We start from the raw sequence: 17,257 nt of genomic DNA on the forward strand, positions 1-17,257 counted from the left end.
GGAGAATCAAGCAGTGGTGTGTTCCCTAGGGCTGACCTGTCTGTAATTTATGGCGGCTCCGAGCAGATAGCCAGCGGTGCATAGGATCAGTCCGTATACATTAACGCCCAGGTCGACTGCGTACTTGCCAGCGCCGATGAGCATCCAGTCTGGGAAAATTTGGGTGCTGAGGGCACTTTCGAGAACTCGCAGGATACCAAAAATCAGCCCTGGCCAGAAGGCGAGGTGAAAGCTTAACCGACCGGCACTGGGGATAAAGGACAGCAGAAAGATAGGGGCCAGACCCATGACCATGGTGCCGCTGATAGTGGTGGCTAAAATAATGGCTGGACCAATCTGATCGCCGAGATAAATGCTCAATAGTGGAAAGTTGCCAAGAACTGCGATCGCAACAATCCACCAGCGCCCCACCAACGCCTGATTTTCAGTGGGGTTATCTTGATGATTTGACCAGTCGCGGGCTCCTAACTTGGCCACACTTGAAAACGTGGAATCTAGTGTGGAGCCAGCACTGGTTAGCATAATGGCATTAAAGACCAACAGCATCGGCAAACTAAACAGCGCCGGTACCGCAAGCACCGGGGAACCCTCAACAGCAAACGTACGGGCATATAGCCCAACAAAGCTAAAGAGAAAGATAAAGCCACCGCTGATCAGCCCGGCCAATACAAACCCTTTTAACATCACCTTGGGCGATGTGATAAAGGCCCGATCAGTCATTACCGGGTCATGAAACGGGTAGCTAAATATTTGCACAAATGCCAGGCCACAAAATGTCAGTCCTGCCAGAGTCGTATCTTGATCCACCTGTGGTAGTCCCTGATTAACCAAACCTGGCCCTAGGACAACCAAAATAACTACCAACAAAACAGCCGCCAGCAGCATCTGAGCCCCGTCCGTCAAAAGACTACTGCGCAAACCACCCAAAAGACTGTAATAGACCGTAAATAGCGTCACCAGCAGGGCAGCTAGCCAGTAGCCACTGCTGCCTTCTGGACCAAAATATAGCGAAAAGACTTTGGTATTGGACCAGACTTCATTCAGCAATCGAATAGCAATGGCTAAAAGAAACAATCGAGAGCAAAGCTGACCATACTTACTGACTAAAAACTCAGAAATTGAGCTGTAGCCACCTCGGGTTCGAATCAGATAGAGAGTAATCGCAGCGGTAACAAAACTCAGGTAGTAAATGGCATAGCCAATGCCGCCGGTAATGCCAAAAGCATTGCTCAGGCTGGCCGCATTATCAATTGATTTCGCAAAAATCCATGAGATAGCCGCACTGGATACCAGCAGCCAAAGACCAGGGTCTTCCCCTTGACGTGAATGTCCCTGAAAAAATTCAGATGCCGATACCTTGCCTGGCGTCGTTGTTTGAACAATGCGATAAATGAACAAACCATACCCAGCCAATAAAGCCCAGGTGAGTGTTACTGTGAACATATTTTAGTTATGAGGAGACTGTCGTGAGGATGATATTGAAGGTTGAAAAAACAACTCGAGCTTAGGCGACAACTCTGTGTTTGATCGATTTTTCAGCCATTGGCAAAATTTCGGCACAGGTAGTCCAGATCCCCTGCTCTAGGGAGTCAATAAACTCTTGCGGTAAGCCTTCTGAGCGCATGGCTGCAGTAACAGCAGCGACATCATAGGTTAGAGGAACAAGCTGAGGGATAGGAGCTGCATCAGTTTTTGAAAAGTGCAGGCAGCCATAGTAAACGTGGGGCTGACCTTCATGGGCTGGACGACCCAAGACCCCAACGTTAAACCAAAATCCATCGGGTTGATTCACTGTGCGAGTCCAGGGTAATCCTGTATGAGTGGCACAGATGCCATCTACCTGGTAACGCGTCAAAAAGTTTTGAATTTGAGCGTTTTTAGTTTCTGTTTCCCACACAAATTCATTGACAATGTCTGGACTGCCATGACATAGCAAGATACGACGGCTTCGCCACTCTAGAACAATGAGCTCTGGTAGCTGCTGTAACCAGTGCCGGTGGGGTTCAGACGTGTGGGCAAAGGTGTAGTCGTAGCTTATTTGTGCAAATTTGCGATCGCGCGGGTCAGAATAGCCGCAGCCACAGTCCCGTAGACCGTGGCCAACGGCATGGTCATAATTACCCTGCAAACAAATCACCTCAGCTGCCCGCAGTTGTTCTAACGTCCGATTAGGATAGGGGCCAAAGCCGCCCAAATCTCCTAAACAGAACCGATAGGACATATCCGCCGTGGCTGCTAAAAATGCATCAACGGCGGCAAAATTACTGTAAGGGCCACCACAAATAGCAATATGTTCGCAATCATCGGGAAGTTGAACTCGCTGGATAGATGCAACCATCAACAAAACCGCTTAGTGTCAGGTAAATAGCTAATAGCACCTGATTTAATCACACATTTCCTGAACCAAAGATGAGTTTTTAATAAGAAATTTAGGCGTTGCTGATCCTCGGGATGATTTCATCTGTGAAGTGCGACTATGTAGCACTTTTGACAGATCGGTGCATTCCCTTAAATCAGCAACGGCGAAATGTACAACCGTCCAGCATCCATCCTTGCCAGCAGGCGGCTATCCCTCGCTCTTGATATCTCCATCCAGTGAGTAACTCTCTTGTTGTGAAACAAACTCAGGAGTAGGAAGTTGTTGAATATGTTTCCAGCAGACAGTACAGGCGGGTAAATCATGTTCGACTGCATAGGGCTCGTGCACGGTATCCAGCCAGGTCAAAAAACGCTGAAAGTTTTGGGTAACAGTCTCTGATGAATCGTCTACAGTACCCAGTTGAAAATGAGGAGATTTGTTCTCCACCGCAAACGGACAGGCATGAAACTGCCCGTCGGTTTTAAGAACGGGATAACAGTGAGGACACTGATGGTTATTTTTAGGGCGGGCCGCTTCCCCAGTAAACGGATCAACGCCTCGACCAGAGTCAACAATATCAGGATGGCCAATTGCGATCTCACCCCTATTTGCCCGCTCATAGGTTTCCAGCTTGCGCAGCGACGACAGCGGCATCTGCGGCGCACCATCCCCAGTCGCAATGGAATAATTGAGCGAAGCTGTCGTTTTACCTAACGGATCGGCCTCTAAAATCGCCAGTAGTCGCTCTGCCTGAATTCCATTGGAGTAAACAACAATTGCCCCTTGAAACCCATGGTCTCGTAAATAACCAACCGCCCAAATCACATTCTCATGATTGAGAGTCGGCTCTCCACCATAAAACTTAATGGCACCCTGTTCGTGCGTCATCACACTGTGAAGGGCTGCATCTAGATGGGTTGCTGTATAGTCGGTATACCAACCTTTGGGCGACCCAAACACCGTGCAAAAATCACAGTCTCGGTTACATTGATTTCCCGGATAAAGATGCAGCTCCATCAGACGATGATCTTCAATCACACCTTTATCACGAGATTGTCGTTCTTTGAATACTTGTTCTCTTGGAGTCGAAACCATTCTGTTATACCTCTCTTTGCAAGTTATCCTAAGCTAGCGTTAAATCGCAATTTGTTCCGTCCATGTTTGCTCTAATCGTGTGGTATATTCCGCATTCACGACGGGCACTGTCTGTTTAGTCAGCGTCTGTAGTGGCATGCCATAGCTCATCTCCACCTGGTCAAATTCCTTTTGCAACTCTGCAGACAACAGCGACCGAGTCAGCAACGGCGGATCGCCCCAAACCGCCGGGTCAAATTTTTGCAACTGGCCTTCAGGGCTTGAGAGAATATTTGCCAGCACCATACCGCCAGCCGGGTTACTGGCATTGGTTGGAATTGCCGTAAACGAAGGATCATTTAACGACGCTCCCGGCATCGCAAAAGCCTGGGTTGTCTCAGGAAACTGGCCTGTGGCAATCCCTTCTGCAATCCTCGCAGTAAAGGCGGGCATCATCCAAATTTCACTATTGGCAAATAGCTCTTGCAGTCGACTTTGCGTGGGTGGATAGGTGGATCCTTGTCGCCAAAGATAGGGTTCAAGCTCTTTCAGATAGTCCCACACGCGGGTTGATTGCTCAGTCCAAAGAGTCTCATCAAACTCTGCTCCTGCATACTGTTGATAGCCTCCTGTCAAACCATAGAGAGCCGTCAACAAAAAACGACTGCCATCAAATTGAGGTGGGGCAACATAGGTAAATCGCCCTGGATTGGCCTTGGCCCAGGCCAGCAACTCTGCAAACGTGGTCGGGGGCGTTGGTACCCTGACGCTGTCAGCTGCCATGATATAAAACGCCCCCGTATATGGGGCTGAGTAACCTTCAATCGGCAACCCAAAGTCATTGGCAACAGCAGGATTATTTGTGTCGTAATACTGCATTGCAGGGAGCTTGTCCGCAAAGGGACCAAACAGCAAATCTCCCTGCTTCATTGTGCGAAAGTTCTCGCCATTAATCCAGATCAGATCGATGCTGCCAGTCTCCGTGAGTCCTGCCTGCACTTCACCCACAACTTTATTCACGGCTTCTACGGTATCTGTGAGCGGCACCCGATTGAGAGTTACCTCGTATTTCCTCTGTAACTCACTGGCGACCCAACCATCAACGTAGGCATTTGTCTGATCGCTACCGCCCCACATTGCCCAGTTGACGGTGGTTCCTCGAGCGCGTTCAACCACCTGATCCCAGGTCACAGAGATGGGATCTAGTCGCGGCGCAGTTGGTGTTTGGTTATTGGCGCAGCTGGCGACCAAGGCCGCTCCGGCAGATAGATAAAGAAAACGACGACGGGGAAGAGAACGATGAGTCATATAAAAAGTGGCGAAACCGTAGATGACAATAAACAGTACGAGGGAGAAACCCTTTAAACCGTTTGAGGCAATGTAGACACTCTTCGAACATCAGGAGAAAAACTCCAAAGCGCATCTGCCGGCAGATGGGCAAACACTGATTGACCAATGGCAAAGTCTTGACTGGGCGGCACCCAAGCCTGTAGCTCAAAATGCTCGGGGGTTTTGAGTACCAAATGCCGTTGGGTGCCGGTAAACCGATTGTGGACCACCTTTACCGGCAACAGATTTGTACTGCAAATTGCTTCAGCCAACACATGAATGCGCTCTGGTCGAATGGTGACATCCACAGTACCTTGCTGAGGATAGTCAGTAATGAGCGTATCCCCTCCCGGCAGGCATAGTCGATGTTGCTGAGCCTCAGCAGAGAAAAAATTCACCCCGCCAAAAAAGCGGGCTACTGTTTGATCACAGGGCTGTTGATAGAGGACTTCAGGCGTATCCACCTGGCGTAGACAGCCGTCAAACATCAGGGCAATGCGGTGTGACATGACGACCGCCTCACTTTGGTCATGGGTAACAATCACCATCGTCACTCCCGTTTCCTCTTGCAGCTGTAAAATCAGCGTCTGCATATCGCTACGCAGACTGGCATCTAGGGCAGACAGCGGTTCATCCAGGAGCAGCACCTTGGGTTGAATCACCAGGGCACGGGCTAGGGCCACACGCTGCGCCTGACCACCGGATAGCTCACTGGGGTGGCGCTGGGCAAACCCACCCAGCTGTACCTTCTTTAACATAGCTAACGCCCGTGTTTCTTGCTCTGCTCGGGGCACCCCTCGCATTTTGAGCCCAAAGGCCACATTCTCACCCACGCTCAAATGTGGAAACAGTAGGCCCTTTTGTAACACCAGAGCAATTTCTCGCTGTTCGGGAGGAACCCGATTTAATAAACGATTTTCTAGAAAAATCTCACCCCGATCGGGGCGTAAAATCCCGGCCATGAGCTTTAGCGCTGTTGATTTGCCACAGCCCGAAGGCCCCAGTAACGAGAGCCGCTCCCCCTGTTGAATATCCAGCCAGACATCGCTAACGGCCAGGGTTTTGCGAAATGATTTGGTCAATTGCTGAATCGAGAAGTAGGGGGTATTAGACATCTCCTAACCCTCCAATCGCACTATCATCGCTCAACGCCTGACTAGAAAACAGCAGGAAAATTAGGGCCGGTAAAATAGACGTAATTGCGATCGCAGCCGTCAACCCTGTATTGCCCCCCTGCAGCGACGTAAACAACACCATCGGTAAGGTAAACACACGACCGCTCCCCACAAAAAAGGTCAACAGAAATTCATTCCACGAGATCAAAAACGCAAACAGGGCTCCCACCACTACTCCGGGCGCAATTAACGGTAGCGTCACCTGCCAAAGCACCTGAATCGGAGACGCCCCCAGGGTCCGCGCCTGGGCCTCGTAACCCGTATCAAAGTTGGCATACACACTGCTCAGTACCAACGTCATATAAGGAATCGTCGGCAACAGATGTACCAGCACCACCCCCAAAATCGTGCCACTTAGCCCCAGCCGGATTAAGATAAACTGAATCCCCATCAGCGTTGCCAGCGGAGAAACCATAATTGGCAACAACAACAGTAGTTTGATCGCCCCTTTTCCTGGAAAATCGAGTAACCCCAGTGCCCGCCCAGCCGGTAGTCCCACCAGCAACGCCAACCCCGTAGACAGAGCCGCAATCACCAAACTTTGCAAAAATCCTTCACCCACCTTGGTGCTGGCCGTCAAAATAGCGTTCCAGTGCGCTAACGTCCACTGGTCTGGTATGAGCTGTGGGAAATACCAACCGTCTGCTACTGACCAGAGTAACAGGGGTAAAAACGGCAAAAACAATACAATGACAATTAAAGAAAGTATGATATTGCGAGTCATGACTGCCCCCCGTTAGCGCGGCGAGATAAAAGGTGCCGAAAGGGCTTACCCGACCCCAGCCAAAGATAAAGTGCAATCAATACTATTGAAATTAGAGATAGAATTAACCCCAAAGCAATCGCTACCGAACGCTGTTCTAAATCAACATCAGTGAACGCCTGATACACCAAAATCGGTAATGTTTTAGGTGATGTTGCCCCCAATAAAAATGGCACCTCAAATGAGCCGAAAATAAATCCAAATACTAGCAAACTTGCTGACACAATCCCTGGTCGCAACAGCGGCAGCGTCACATGCCAAAAACATTGCCACGGGCTGGCTCCCAAAGCGCGGGCTTGCATGGCATATTCAGGGCGAATCCCCCGTAAAACAGCCAACAAGATCAGGGTCATAAACGGAATCTCTTTCCACAGAAAGTGAATGATTACCCCAAAACTTGCCGCATCATTGACCAATAAGGGAAACCCTTGATCAGAGCTAATCAGACCCAGCGCAAACAACAGTCGTGCCAGCAAACCGCTCGGAGACAGCAGCAACAAAATGCCCGCAATACCCACTAAATGGGGAATGGGTAGGGTCAGCTGACAGGCAAAGCTAGCCCAGCGCCCTGTTCCTCGCAACACCATGGCCAGCCCAATACTCAGTACGGTCGACAACGTTGTTGCCGTCAATGCAATATATAGACTTAAGCCCAGAGAACGCCAAAATTCACGACGGTTCAGTGCCTGTTGATAGGCATCTAGAGAAAATGTGCCATCGGTGGTTAACCCTAATAGCCCCACACTTTGTAAAAAAGCCAGGATCAGACCACCACCAAATAAAATGACAATAATGCTGAGGGCCGGTAACACCAGACAATAGGCTTGCCACGGCATCCCTAAGACTCGCTGCCGTAACCGTCTACCCCCCATCGCCTGAGAAGACTGGGCAACCGTCATGGTAGCGGTTCCTCCAATAGCGCCATGACCTCAGCCCACATGGTAGAAAACTGTCGTTGACTCTCCTGTAGGCGTTCCATCCGAGCTACAGCGCTGCTACTATCTGCCCCAGCGTACCAGCGACGAGCCGTCACCCAGTACCCCGCCGTCCAACACAGCGATCGCAATGCCGGAAACGCACCAAATACGGCAAAATGCACCCCCATGGTTTGAGCTAGGTCCGCATCGTCCAGCGCATTATAGTAAGCATTGAGAAAAAACTGTTTATCTTCGGCGGGCAGCTGATAATTGCGATATCGACGAACCGTAACAGGCGACAAAAAATGGCCCAAATCTCCAGCGGGGGAGCCAATCTCAGCCCATTCCCAGTCAATCAGATAGGCCTGTTGGGGGTTGATCACCCAGTTCTCATAGGTATGGTCACTATGCACCAAACACTCATGGGGATAGTCACTCAGCAACGTCTCTGCTGCCAGACGAGTCTGCGCCTTTGTCAGCAGGATTTCTAACATAGCCACCACGTCAGGATCCGCATCAGATGACGTTATATAGGGCTGAGCATAGTCCCAAGCCTCCTGAAAAAACAGACTCAGTGGTTGACTCACCCGCTGCACCAGCGGCATCAGTTGATAGAGTCTGTCATTCTGCAGCGGTAGGCGATGCAACCGCGCCAGCGTTGTTGCACATTGCTGCAGCTGCAAACGGCTGTAGTTAAGTGGCCCGCCCGGCAGATAGTTAGTAATCGAATAGGTATAGGGAAAATCTACGCTAGGCTGCAGCTGAGCATCCAGCAGTTGATGTCCCAACCCAGTCCCTTGCAAATAGCCCAAAATAGAGGCTTCAAATGCAGTTACTCGGCTAAAGTCGCCCCCAAAACGCTGATTTGGGGTATTCACCGCCACCCGCACCAAGCGGTCCGAATTCAGTCGAAAGATAACATTCGCCTCACCGTGGGCCAATAGTTCCACAGTGTCGTTCGAATCGAGCAGATGTCGACCGTAAAGATGCGATCGCAACGCCTCACAAAGTTGCCCTAAATTCAGCAAAGTGGAAGACGACAATAGACCTCGCAGGATGTATCAAAAAGGCTGAGGGTATTGTAAGTCACGTGACTCAAAATTCCTATGAATAACGCCTTAAAAATTCATGAGTTTATAGTCTGCTATCATCTCTCTTTTCAAAGGAAATCATAGACATGACCAATACTTATTCATGGGACTGGACAGAACTATCATCCCTACCAGCAATACAAACGCATCAGGTGCAGATAGCCAACGTAGTTTGAACGGCGATGGGACTCGTGATTTTATCCTGCAATCAGCTCAATCACTTTAACGCTGCCAATATCGAGATTTTCCATCAACCATAGGTCTCAATATCGGATCTGCAACGTCACCCTGGCATTAACAGTTTGTTCGCCTCCCTCCACCGGAGTCGTAGCTTCAGAAACCGCGTCTGCTAACCGAGCCTGGGCTGCAAAGGGAATGGGCATTGGTGGATTAGCATTGTTTACCTGAATGCCGACAATCTCTTGAGCACTCAGGTTAAGGCTTTGTAACACAACATCCGCCTGGGCTTGAGCATCCGCCGTTGCTTCTTGTAATGCGGTATCGCGGGCAGCATCAATCGCGTCATCTGCGGCAACAAAACTAACGCTGTTGATCTGATTAGCTCCAGTTGCGATCGCATCGTCCAGCAGTGTCCCCACCTCATCTGTTGGCATTTGAAAGCTGACCGTATTAGAGCCGGTGTAGCCAGTAATGCGGGGCTGATTGCCATCGTAGTTATACTGCGGGTTGAGACGAATGCCGGTGGTTTGCAGCTGATCAACATTTTGCGACCTTAAGAGTTCAATCACTGCCGCCGAACGTTGAGCAATCTCTTGTTGTACTGCCTCTGCATTCTCTCCCTGGGCTGTAACCCCCATCTGCACTCGTGCTAATGTTGCTGGAGTACTCTCACTGCCTTCTCCAGTTACGGTCAAAACCCTTGCAATAGGCTCCTGCGCCCTAACAGGAGCAACCTTTGCCGTATTCATCACGCCGACTACCAGTGCTGTCAATCCCAACACGACACCTGCTGATGGCAATGCCCACTGCCGTAATGTAGCTACTTGCTTCATATCTCCTCTTTTCGTGCGGTTTTATAAGAATACGCTTCTAATGTGACACGAGAAGATTATTATGGTGGCTTTGTTACTATTTTTGTAACTTGACGGGATGTCAATTCTCAATTCAGCTGCAAAGTAGACATTATCCCTAGTTCGAAAAACATATTGCAGGCGTTATCACCTTGTTCTCCGCTGTGCTTGATAGCCACTAGTGAACACAATCCCACCGCACCTAAGTCATAGACTCCAGCTGTGCTTGATACTGCTCAAGAAACGCCAGCACATCTGCACACCACTGTAACCAGCTGGTTTCATAAGCAATTCCCCGTTTCAGAGTCAAATACTTAAACTGCATCTCTACTGGAGGATTGGGGTTGGCCAAATGCTTCTCCTCAATTGTCCGGTATTTCTCTAACTGTGCTTGATGTAGTGCCTGCCGGTGGTGTAACTCTTTCAACAACAGCTCACGGGGCATTTTGTAACCAATCATCACTTTTACAAGCAAATCTTCTCGAATTTGGGTGCGCTCAGTCAGTTCTGCATACCAACGAGCCAATTCCGCCCAGCCAGCTTCTGTGATGCTGTAAATCTTTTTATCCGGTTTACCTGCTTGGGGCACTTTTTTGAAAGCAACCCAGCCCTGGGACGTCATTTTAGATAACTCCCGATATACCTGCTGCTGGGTTGCTTTCCAGTAGCAGCTCACTCCTTCGTCAAAGCGCTTGCTAATGTCATATCCGCTATCAGGTTGCTGTGCTAACAACGCCAGGATGGTGTGAGCTAGGGCCATGGAATTTACAGACTGAACAAGGTTATGTTGACATACTCAACATGTTGAGTATACGCTATGGAGCATAAGCAACATGTTGAATATCAACTAAGTGAATATAAACTATTTGGATATGAAGCCATGGTTTCATCGACGTCCAAGTCCCGTGTCAGCCATCAACGCATCTGGCAGTGGTTGTGGTTGCTACCACTGTTAGTGGCTCCTGTCCTCTGGTTAGGGCGTTTTCGTTCTGAGTCGGCCATGGCTGACGAGGTTGTAACGCCACTCCCTGTGCAAACTCAAGTTTTAGAACTTGCCAACGAATATCAGGTAGAGCGTACCTACACTGGTGAAGTGGTTGCTCAACGCAGTAGCGACCTTGGCTTTGAGCAATCAGGCACCCTGGTAGACGTGCTGGTGGATGAAGGAGATACGGTGGTGGCTGGTGCGGCGCTTGCCCGGTTAGACACCAGCAGTCTACAAGCCCAGCGTCAGCAGCTTGAAGCTCAGCTGCGTCAAGCTCAGGCTCGATTTCAAGAATTACAGCGTGGTCCGCGTCAGCAAGATATTGCCGCCGCTGCAGCTGCCGTTCAAGACTTGCAAGCCCAGCTCAATCTGGCGCATTTACAACAGGTACGGCGCGAAGAGCTTTATGTTCAAGGGGCCATTTCTTTAGAAGAACGCGATCAAGCTGCTTTCGGGGCTGAGGCGTTAGCAAGTCGTCTCAACCAGGCGAAGAGTCAATTAGATGAACTCAATGCTGGCACCCGAGTAGAGCAAGTCAGTGCCCAGGATGCTCAGGTTGAGCAAATTGAGGCCAGTCTTAAACAACTCGATATCTCGATAACTAAAAGTGTTATTTATGCTCCTTTTAATGGTCAGGTTTCACTACGGCTGATAGATGAAGGTGTGGTGGTCAATCCAGGGCAGCCAATTGTGCGTCTGGTGGAAGATAGGGCGTTGGAGGCTCGCATTGGAGTGCCAACCCCAATGGCGAATCGTATGGCCATGGGGAGTGTTCAACCGATTGAACTCAATGGTCAATTATTTAAAGGGCAAGTGACTGCCCTTTTACCAGAACTGGATGAGGCTAGTCAAACTGTGACGGTTGTGATAGCACTACCGCCGGAAGTCCAAACAACCGTTGGTACAATTGCGCGACTAAAGCTGCAAGATCAACAGGATGAAAAGGGGTATTGGCTACCGATAAGTGCTCTCGTGGCCGGAGAAAGAGGGTTATGGTCGGCTTATGTGTTGGCTGAAGCTGCCAGTGAAACGGATCAAAGTCTTTATGAGGTACGTCGACGAGAGGTAGAGATACTTTACACAGAAAGCGATCGAGCCTTTGTCAGAGGACTACTACAGCCAGGGGAAAAGCTCATTACCAGTGGCACCCATCGGCTTGTGCCGGGACAGCTTGTACAGAATTAAGTTTGAAAGGGATTCGGTACTCGACCTATGTTTAATCTCTTTTTTCGGAATCGGCAGTTGTTGTTTTTAACACTGACATTGGTCATTGTCTGGGGGTTGGCTGCTTTCTTGTCTTTACCTCGACTGGAAGATCCTGAGATTGTTCAACGGGTGTCGACAGTGACAACGGTTTTCCCAGGGGCGAGCGCCGAGCGGGTGGAGTCTTTGGTGACTGACAAAATTGAAGAAGAGCTTTCTGATATTGAAGAGATTGAGGAGATTCGCTCAGCTTCAAGTCCTGGTATTTCCGTTGTTACGGTAGAACTGAAGGAAACGATTCCTGATGTTGAGCCAGTATGGGCGCGGGTGCGTAGTCAAATTGATGATGTCATTCCTGAGTTGCCAGCTGAAGCCAGTCGCCCAGAGTATGAGGATCAAGAAGTAAAAGCCAGTGCCATGATTGTGGGGCTGACGTGGACTTTGGATCAGCCCGTGAACTATCCAATTTTGCGACGGGTGGCAGAGGATTTAGAATCTGAGCTACGTAATTTGCCTGGCACCGATGGTGTAGAACTTTTTGGGGAACCAGATGAAGAGATTCAAGTAGAAATCAGTCAGGCTGATTTATTGAAACTAGGGATTAGCGCCCAGGAACTGTCACAACAGATTGCGGCAAGCGATGCGAAAATTTCTACGGGAGAGCTAAAAGGAAACAATACTGAACTGTTGTTTGAAATAGACAGTGCCCTGGATTCATTGGATCGGATTCGGGCGATTCCCATTCAGGTAGGAGCAGATGGTCAGGTGGCTCAGCTGACGGATATTGCTGAGGTGACGAAGGGTGTACAAATTCCAGTATCTGATCTGGCCTTGGTTGAAGGGCAGCCAGCGATTGTTGTAGCCACAACGGTGGAAGCTGATTATCGTGTAGACCAGTGGGCACAGCAAGCCAGAAAAGTGATCCAAAACTTTGAGGCCGAGCTGTCAGATGGTTTAGGTATCAGCGTTGTGCTGGATCAAAGTCAGTATGTACAACAGCGATTGAACGGAGTGATTGGCAACCTGTTACTCAGCTCTCTTTTGGTAATTAGCATCTCCCTGGTAGTTCTAGGATGGCGTTCGGCGCTGATTGTTGGCATGGCGTTGCCACTTTCTACCTTGATGGTCTTTGGGAGCATGAGAGCCTTGGACATTCCCCTACACCAGATGTCTGTGACAGGGTTAATCATTGCCCTGGGACTGCTGATTGATAATGCCATTGTGGTAGTCGATGAAGTGCGCGTACGCTTACAACAGGGCAGTCGACCGGCTGACGCGGTCGGTGAAACAGTGAAGCATCTGGTGGTACCTTTGTTGGCTTCAACCCTAACCACAGTGCTGGCATTTGTGCCAATTGCCACCTCTCCTGGGGGGACTGGAGAATTTATCGGTACCATTGGCAGTACCGTAATTTTGGCACTGCTGAGTTCGTTAACATTGTCACTCACGATCATTGCGGCTTTGGCTGGCCTGGTTTATCGCTGGAAACCTTTAGACTCTCAAGTGCATCACTGGCGGGTTGGCGGTTTCTCTCATCCAACGCTCTCTCGACTCTATGATGGTAGCCTGAGAGCTGTTTTTCGTCGGCCGATTCTGGGTGTATTGGTGGCTATGGTATTGCCTGTTGTGGGCTTTATTCAGTTTGCCAGTCTCCCTCAACAGTTTTTTCCCCCGACCAATCGCGACCAGTTTCAGATTGAGCTGGAGCGTCCTGCCTCTAGCGCGATCTCAACTACCCGCACCCAGACCCTGGCCATTCGTGAACTGATTCAACAGCATCCAGCAGTTCAGGATATCCACTGGTTTCTTGGCAAAAATGCCCCATCATTTTTCTACAATGTGGTGGGCAGTCGTCGTAATGCGGCAGAATACGCCCAGGGGATTGTACAGCTGACATCAACAGACAATCTGAGAGACACCATTCGCACCTTGCAAACAGAGCTTGACGCTGCGTTTCCCGATGCTCAGATTCTGGTCAAACAGTTGGAGCAGGGACCACCATTTGATGCCCCCATCGAAGTCAATCTCTATGGGCCTGACCTGGAACAGTTACGCACCCTGGGCAATCAGCTACGCCTGATATTGTCTGAATTAAACGAGGTAACCCATACTCGCGCTACGTTGACCGAACTGTCGCCCAAGCTAGCCTTGACAGTCGATGAGGCCGCGGCGAGAAGAGTGGGCTTAAATAATGGCGCGATCGCATCCCAACTCAGCACTCTCCTCGATGGCCAGGTGGGAGGCTCCATTCTCGAAGACACCGAAGATATTCCAGTCCGGGTGCAGCTCCCAGCCCAAGAGCGAGGCAACCTAGCGAGCATCACGTCTGTGGATCTGTTAAGCGCGAATGGCACAACAGTACCGTTTTCTGCAGTGGCAGCGGTTAATTTACGTCCGGAGCTGAGCACCATTGCCCGGCGGGATGGTCAGCGGGTGAATACGGTACAGGGCTTTATTACAGCAGGTTCTTTGCCCAGCACTGTGCTAGCTGAATTCCAACGAGCTTTGACCGCCCAGGGCTTCGAACTACCTGCTGGGTACCGTCTCAGCTATGGTGGTGAAGCGGATGCCCGAGGCTCGGCCGTGGGCAATCTGTTATCCACGGTAGGCATTTTGCTCGTGTTGATGACGGCGACACTGGTACTGTCGTTTAACTCCTTTGCCTTAGCCGGATTACTCGCAATTGTGGCCATAGCCGCAGTCGGTTTAGCCGCTATGGCACTCTGGTTATTTAACTCGTTGTTTGGCTTCACAGCCATTCTTGGCACCCTAGGTTTAATTGGGCTGGCCATTAATGACTCGATTGTTGTTTTAGCCGCGTTACGCAATGATCCACTTGCCCGTCAGGGAGATATGGCTGCAACACGACAGGTGGTGATGAAGGCAACACGTCATGTAGTTGCAACAACGATAACAACGATTATTGGGTTTACACCGCTCTTGCTAGACTCCACTGGGTTTTGGCCACCGTTAGCAATTGCGATCGCAGGAGGGTTAGCTGGTGCAACCCTACTAGCACTCTACTTTATTCCATCGACACATTTATTGCTGCATCGACACAAGCGCAAATTAGTAATTGCTAGATAACTGAGCCGAATTCTATGCCTGCCATCATAGCCATAGCTAACCAGCAGCATCCATGATGTAAAACTTGGGAGTACGTTCTCAAGAAACTACGACAGGATGGTGATTGGATAAGACTGAATATTTCTGATATTGAGGAGTGTGCTACCAAGGAATGTAGTACTAATAAGTTGAAGCGGGGCTCATTAGTCTTTCATCCTGAGCGTGTTGCTATGAATCAAGCTGCTGATAATGATGATTGATATAGGCAGTTTACCAAAGGTAAGTGCGATTTATCGGGTATGGCATTGCGATTTCGACACAAGAAGACTGTGTTGACTACTTTTATAAGTCTGAAGAATTGAGCTTGATTTCTCGGTATCAAGCTGGCATCTGGATATCTGTTGATCAGAAATTACCTGTTGCTAAAACTGTCGTTCTAAGTGCTATTGCTGATGATGGTTCCTACTATGCAATATGTGACTGGGATGGTTTTCTTTTTAGTAATCCTGATACTGGAATAACCCTTACTCCTCAACCTACCCATTGGGCTAATATTCGTCCAATGGATATAGATCCATTCGGACCATTAACTACAGACCCATTTGAGTTTGGACTAAGTCTGGTCTAAAAAGGCCAACTGGCACACAGGTCAATGCCCCATTCTTTCGTTGGGGCCTGTGCATGAAAACGGCGTAACTACGTTGACTCGTTGCCCGTCTCGCAACATATCGGACTTGCGGAGTCTACTGGTCCGCAAGTATTCTCTTCTTTCTATCCCCTTGTATGTTTAGAGGTGTAGCGGTAGATCGTCATCCCCTAGAACAGATGAGTAATTGTTAAGAACGGTTTTGTTTAGGAGTCTACTCAAATACGCTAAGCGTAGTAGCACTAGACCCTGTCCTCCCGTTCATGATAACTCATCATAGTCCGACCGTAAGCAAGGTTACCGCTACGATTCATCCAACTGAGAGCTCGAAAAAATCGCCAGGTTCCCATTGGAGACCGGATCACGCAAGGTAGAGTGCAGTTGATGGAGCCCCAAAGCAGTGCCCCTTTAGGAGGAACCGATGACAACGTCAACTCAAGACATGAATCGCGTTGAGTGGATCGGTGTCGATGTGAGCAAAGACAGGCTGGATGTATACAATCTGAAGACTGAAACGTATATGTCCTACAGCAATGATGTGGTGGGCATCGAAGCGCTCAGTCAACAGGTATTACCACGTCCTGATGCAGCAATTGTCTGCGAAGCCACAGGCGGCTACGAGGCAGCCATGGCATTGAAATTACATCAGTCTGGCATTCGGGTGAGCGTGGTCAACCCACGTCCAGTCAGAGACTTAGCCAGAGCTTTGAGTAAACTAGCCAAGACAGACCCGATAGATGCCTATGTGATTGCGAAGTATGGCGAGGTGACAGAGCCTGCTGCAACGGTATTTGCTTCTGAGGCCGAGAGCGAGTTAAAACAGTGGGTCACCCGTCGGCAGCAGCTGGTTGAGATCCTGAGTGCGGAAAAGAATCGTCGGACATTGCTGGTGAACGGTCCGGCCAGAGATGAGATAAGCGACCATATCGACTGGCTAGAAAAGAAGATAAAACAACTCGATGAGAAAATAGATACATTGAGTGATTCGGTTTCTGAGTGGAAAGAACGCAAAGCCATTTTACGTTCACCCAAAGGCATTGGCCCGCTGATTTCAGCGAGTTTTTAAGTCTTGTTACCGGAGCTAGGACAGCTCAACCGACGTCAGATTGCAGCGTTGGTAGGCGTAGCGCCCTTTAATCGAGACAGCGGTCGCTTCCGGGGACAGCGACGTATTTGGGGGGGCCGAGGTGCGGTGCGGGCCCTGCTGTATATGGCCACCTTGTCAGCGCTGAAAGCGAACCCACCGATTCGTGCATTCTATCAACAGCTTCTCGCTAGGGGAAAGGTGAAGAAGGTGGCGATTATTGCCTGCATGAGAAAGTTCATCATCTGTTTGAATGCGATGGTTAAGAAGAATGAGCCCTGGGACGACAACAAAGTCACAGCATTCTTCCAAACGTCCTAGTTTCGATGGTCACAGCGCCTTTTTCTGTGCAGATTTAGGATCTTTTTCTCATCGGTCTAGACAAGCTACAGCTCTTTTTTTGCGTCAAAAAAGGAGCTTGAAGGAGCGTGCTTGATTTTCAACATTTGCCGTCAAAAAGACAGCGAGAATACGCTGCTGCAACGCTGTATTCTCGCGCTTTTCTCAGTAATCACCCTTGACAGCAAACATAAT

The 17,257-nt window shown here is 49.5% G+C and carries 15 protein-coding genes; 5 read left to right on the forward strand and 10 right to left on the reverse strand.

What is annotated here, in order from left to right; translation table 11 throughout:
- Positions 1 to 6 precede the first annotated feature (6 nt).
- The 10 genes from N836_RS53535 to N836_RS53575 all read right to left on the reverse strand — a co-directional run bounded on the left by N836_RS53535 (position 7) and on the right by N836_RS53575 (position 10,499).
- A complete protein-coding gene (locus N836_RS53535) occupies positions 7 to 1,443 on the reverse strand; it encodes a sodium:solute symporter (protein ID WP_023073074.1) in 1,437 nt (478 codons plus the stop codon).
- A gap of 61 nt (positions 1,444 to 1,504) precedes the next feature.
- Positions 1,505 to 2,338: a metallophosphoesterase family protein gene (locus N836_RS53540; protein WP_023073075.1), complete on the reverse strand. Its 834-nt coding sequence runs from the start codon at positions 2,336 to 2,338 to the stop codon at positions 1,505 to 1,507.
- A 228-nt stretch (positions 2,339 to 2,566) separates the two neighbouring features.
- Complete coding sequence (locus tag N836_RS53545) at positions 2,567 to 3,454, reverse strand: 4Fe-4S cluster-binding domain-containing protein (protein ID WP_023073076.1); 888 nt, start codon at positions 3,452 to 3,454, stop codon at positions 2,567 to 2,569.
- Positions 3,455 to 3,493: 39 nt separating this feature from the next.
- Positions 3,494 to 4,741: an ABC transporter substrate-binding protein gene (locus N836_RS53550; RefSeq protein ID WP_023073077.1), complete on the reverse strand. Its 1,248-nt coding sequence runs from the start codon at positions 4,739 to 4,741 to the stop codon at positions 3,494 to 3,496.
- A 53-nt stretch (positions 4,742 to 4,794) separates the two neighbouring features.
- Positions 4,795 to 5,877 (reverse strand): ABC transporter ATP-binding protein, encoded by a 1,083-nt coding sequence (locus tag N836_RS53555; protein WP_023073078.1) that lies wholly within the window; start codon positions 5,875 to 5,877, stop codon positions 4,795 to 4,797.
- On the reverse strand, positions 5,870 to 6,661 hold the full coding sequence (locus tag N836_RS53560) for an ABC transporter permease (protein ID WP_023073079.1): 792 nt from the start codon (positions 6,659 to 6,661) through the stop codon (positions 5,870 to 5,872). The genes N836_RS53555 and N836_RS53560 overlap by 8 nt, the downstream gene beginning before the upstream one ends.
- Positions 6,658 to 7,599 carry an ABC transporter permease gene (locus tag N836_RS0138160; RefSeq protein ID WP_023073080.1) on the reverse strand — a complete coding sequence of 314 codons (942 nt, stop codon included), beginning with the start codon at positions 7,597 to 7,599 and terminating at the stop codon, positions 6,658 to 6,660. The genes N836_RS53560 and N836_RS0138160 overlap by 4 nt, the downstream gene beginning before the upstream one ends.
- On the reverse strand, positions 7,596 to 8,660 hold the full coding sequence (locus tag N836_RS53565; protein WP_161634971.1) for a phosphotransferase family protein: 1,065 nt from the start codon (positions 8,658 to 8,660) through the stop codon (positions 7,596 to 7,598). Before N836_RS53565 ends, N836_RS0138160 begins: the two co-directional genes overlap by 4 nt.
- A gap of 311 nt (positions 8,661 to 8,971) precedes the next feature.
- Positions 8,972 to 9,721, reverse strand: coding sequence for an SIMPL domain-containing protein (locus tag N836_RS53570; RefSeq protein WP_023073082.1), 750 nt, complete (start codon positions 9,719 to 9,721; stop codon positions 8,972 to 8,974).
- 220 nt (positions 9,722 to 9,941) lie between these two features.
- Positions 9,942 to 10,499, reverse strand: coding sequence for a PadR family transcriptional regulator (locus tag N836_RS53575; RefSeq protein ID WP_023073083.1), 558 nt, complete (start codon positions 10,497 to 10,499; stop codon positions 9,942 to 9,944).
- Between the two features lie 120 nt (positions 10,500 to 10,619).
- On the opposite strand from N836_RS53575, the gene N836_RS53580 reads away from it, so the two are divergent.
- The 5 genes from N836_RS53580 (at position 10,620) to N836_RS75315 (ending at position 17,044) form a co-directional block, all read left to right on the forward strand.
- Positions 10,620 to 11,909, forward strand: coding sequence for an efflux RND transporter periplasmic adaptor subunit (locus N836_RS53580; protein WP_031292841.1), 1,290 nt, complete (start codon positions 10,620 to 10,622; stop codon positions 11,907 to 11,909).
- A gap of 27 nt (positions 11,910 to 11,936) precedes the next feature.
- Positions 11,937 to 15,014: an efflux RND transporter permease subunit gene (locus N836_RS53585; RefSeq protein ID WP_023073085.1), complete on the forward strand. Its 3,078-nt coding sequence runs from the start codon at positions 11,937 to 11,939 to the stop codon at positions 15,012 to 15,014.
- 262 nt (positions 15,015 to 15,276) lie between these two features.
- Positions 15,277 to 15,621, forward strand: coding sequence for a phage protein (locus N836_RS53590; RefSeq protein WP_023073086.1), 345 nt, complete (start codon positions 15,277 to 15,279; stop codon positions 15,619 to 15,621).
- Between the two features lie 439 nt (positions 15,622 to 16,060).
- Positions 16,061 to 16,705, forward strand: a complete 645-nt coding sequence (locus N836_RS75310; protein WP_081716867.1) for an IS110 family transposase — start codon at positions 16,061 to 16,063, stop codon at positions 16,703 to 16,705.
- 3 nt (positions 16,706 to 16,708) lie between these two features.
- Positions 16,709 to 17,044, forward strand: a complete 336-nt coding sequence (locus N836_RS75315) for an IS110 family transposase (protein WP_023073088.1) — start codon at positions 16,709 to 16,711, stop codon at positions 17,042 to 17,044.
- The last annotated feature ends 213 nt before the right edge of the window (positions 17,045 to 17,257 follow it).

The sequence above is a fragment of the Leptolyngbya sp. Heron Island J genome (assembly GCF_000482245.1).
Taxonomy (GTDB): Bacteria; Cyanobacteriota; Cyanobacteriia; order Phormidesmidales; family Phormidesmidaceae; genus Leptothoe.

What these genes read in the sequence shown, in the direction of transcription:
- N836_RS53570 (WP_023073082.1), bottom strand. Translation starts at nt 9,721, where the DNA reads ATGAAGCAAGTAGCTACATTACGGCAGTGGGCATTGCCATCAGCAGGT.
- N836_RS75310 (WP_081716867.1), top strand. Translation starts at nt 16,061, where the DNA reads ATGACAACGTCAACTCAAGACATGAATCGCGTTGAGTGGATCGGTGTC.
- N836_RS53580 (WP_031292841.1), top strand. Translation starts at nt 10,620, where the DNA reads ATGGTTTCATCGACGTCCAAGTCCCGTGTCAGCCATCAACGCATCTGG.
- N836_RS53575 (WP_023073083.1), bottom strand. Translation starts at nt 10,499, where the DNA reads ATGGCCCTAGCTCACACCATCCTGGCGTTGTTAGCACAGCAACCTGAT.
- N836_RS53545 (WP_023073076.1), bottom strand. Translation starts at nt 3,454, where the DNA reads ATGGTTTCGACTCCAAGAGAACAAGTATTCAAAGAACGACAATCTCGT.
- N836_RS53550 (WP_023073077.1), bottom strand. Translation starts at nt 4,741, where the DNA reads ATGACTCATCGTTCTCTTCCCCGTCGTCGTTTTCTTTATCTATCTGCC.
- N836_RS53535 (WP_023073074.1), bottom strand. Translation starts at nt 1,443, where the DNA reads ATGTTCACAGTAACACTCACCTGGGCTTTATTGGCTGGGTATGGTTTG.
- N836_RS53560 (WP_023073079.1), bottom strand. Translation starts at nt 6,661, where the DNA reads ATGACTCGCAATATCATACTTTCTTTAATTGTCATTGTATTGTTTTTG.
- N836_RS53585 (WP_023073085.1), top strand. Translation starts at nt 11,937, where the DNA reads ATGTTTAATCTCTTTTTTCGGAATCGGCAGTTGTTGTTTTTAACACTG.
- N836_RS53540 (WP_023073075.1), bottom strand. Translation starts at nt 2,338, where the DNA reads ATGGTTGCATCTATCCAGCGAGTTCAACTTCCCGATGATTGCGAACAT.
- N836_RS0138160 (WP_023073080.1), bottom strand. Translation starts at nt 7,599, where the DNA reads ATGACGGTTGCCCAGTCTTCTCAGGCGATGGGGGGTAGACGGTTACGG.
- N836_RS53555 (WP_023073078.1), bottom strand. Translation starts at nt 5,877, where the DNA reads ATGTCTAATACCCCCTACTTCTCGATTCAGCAATTGACCAAATCATTT.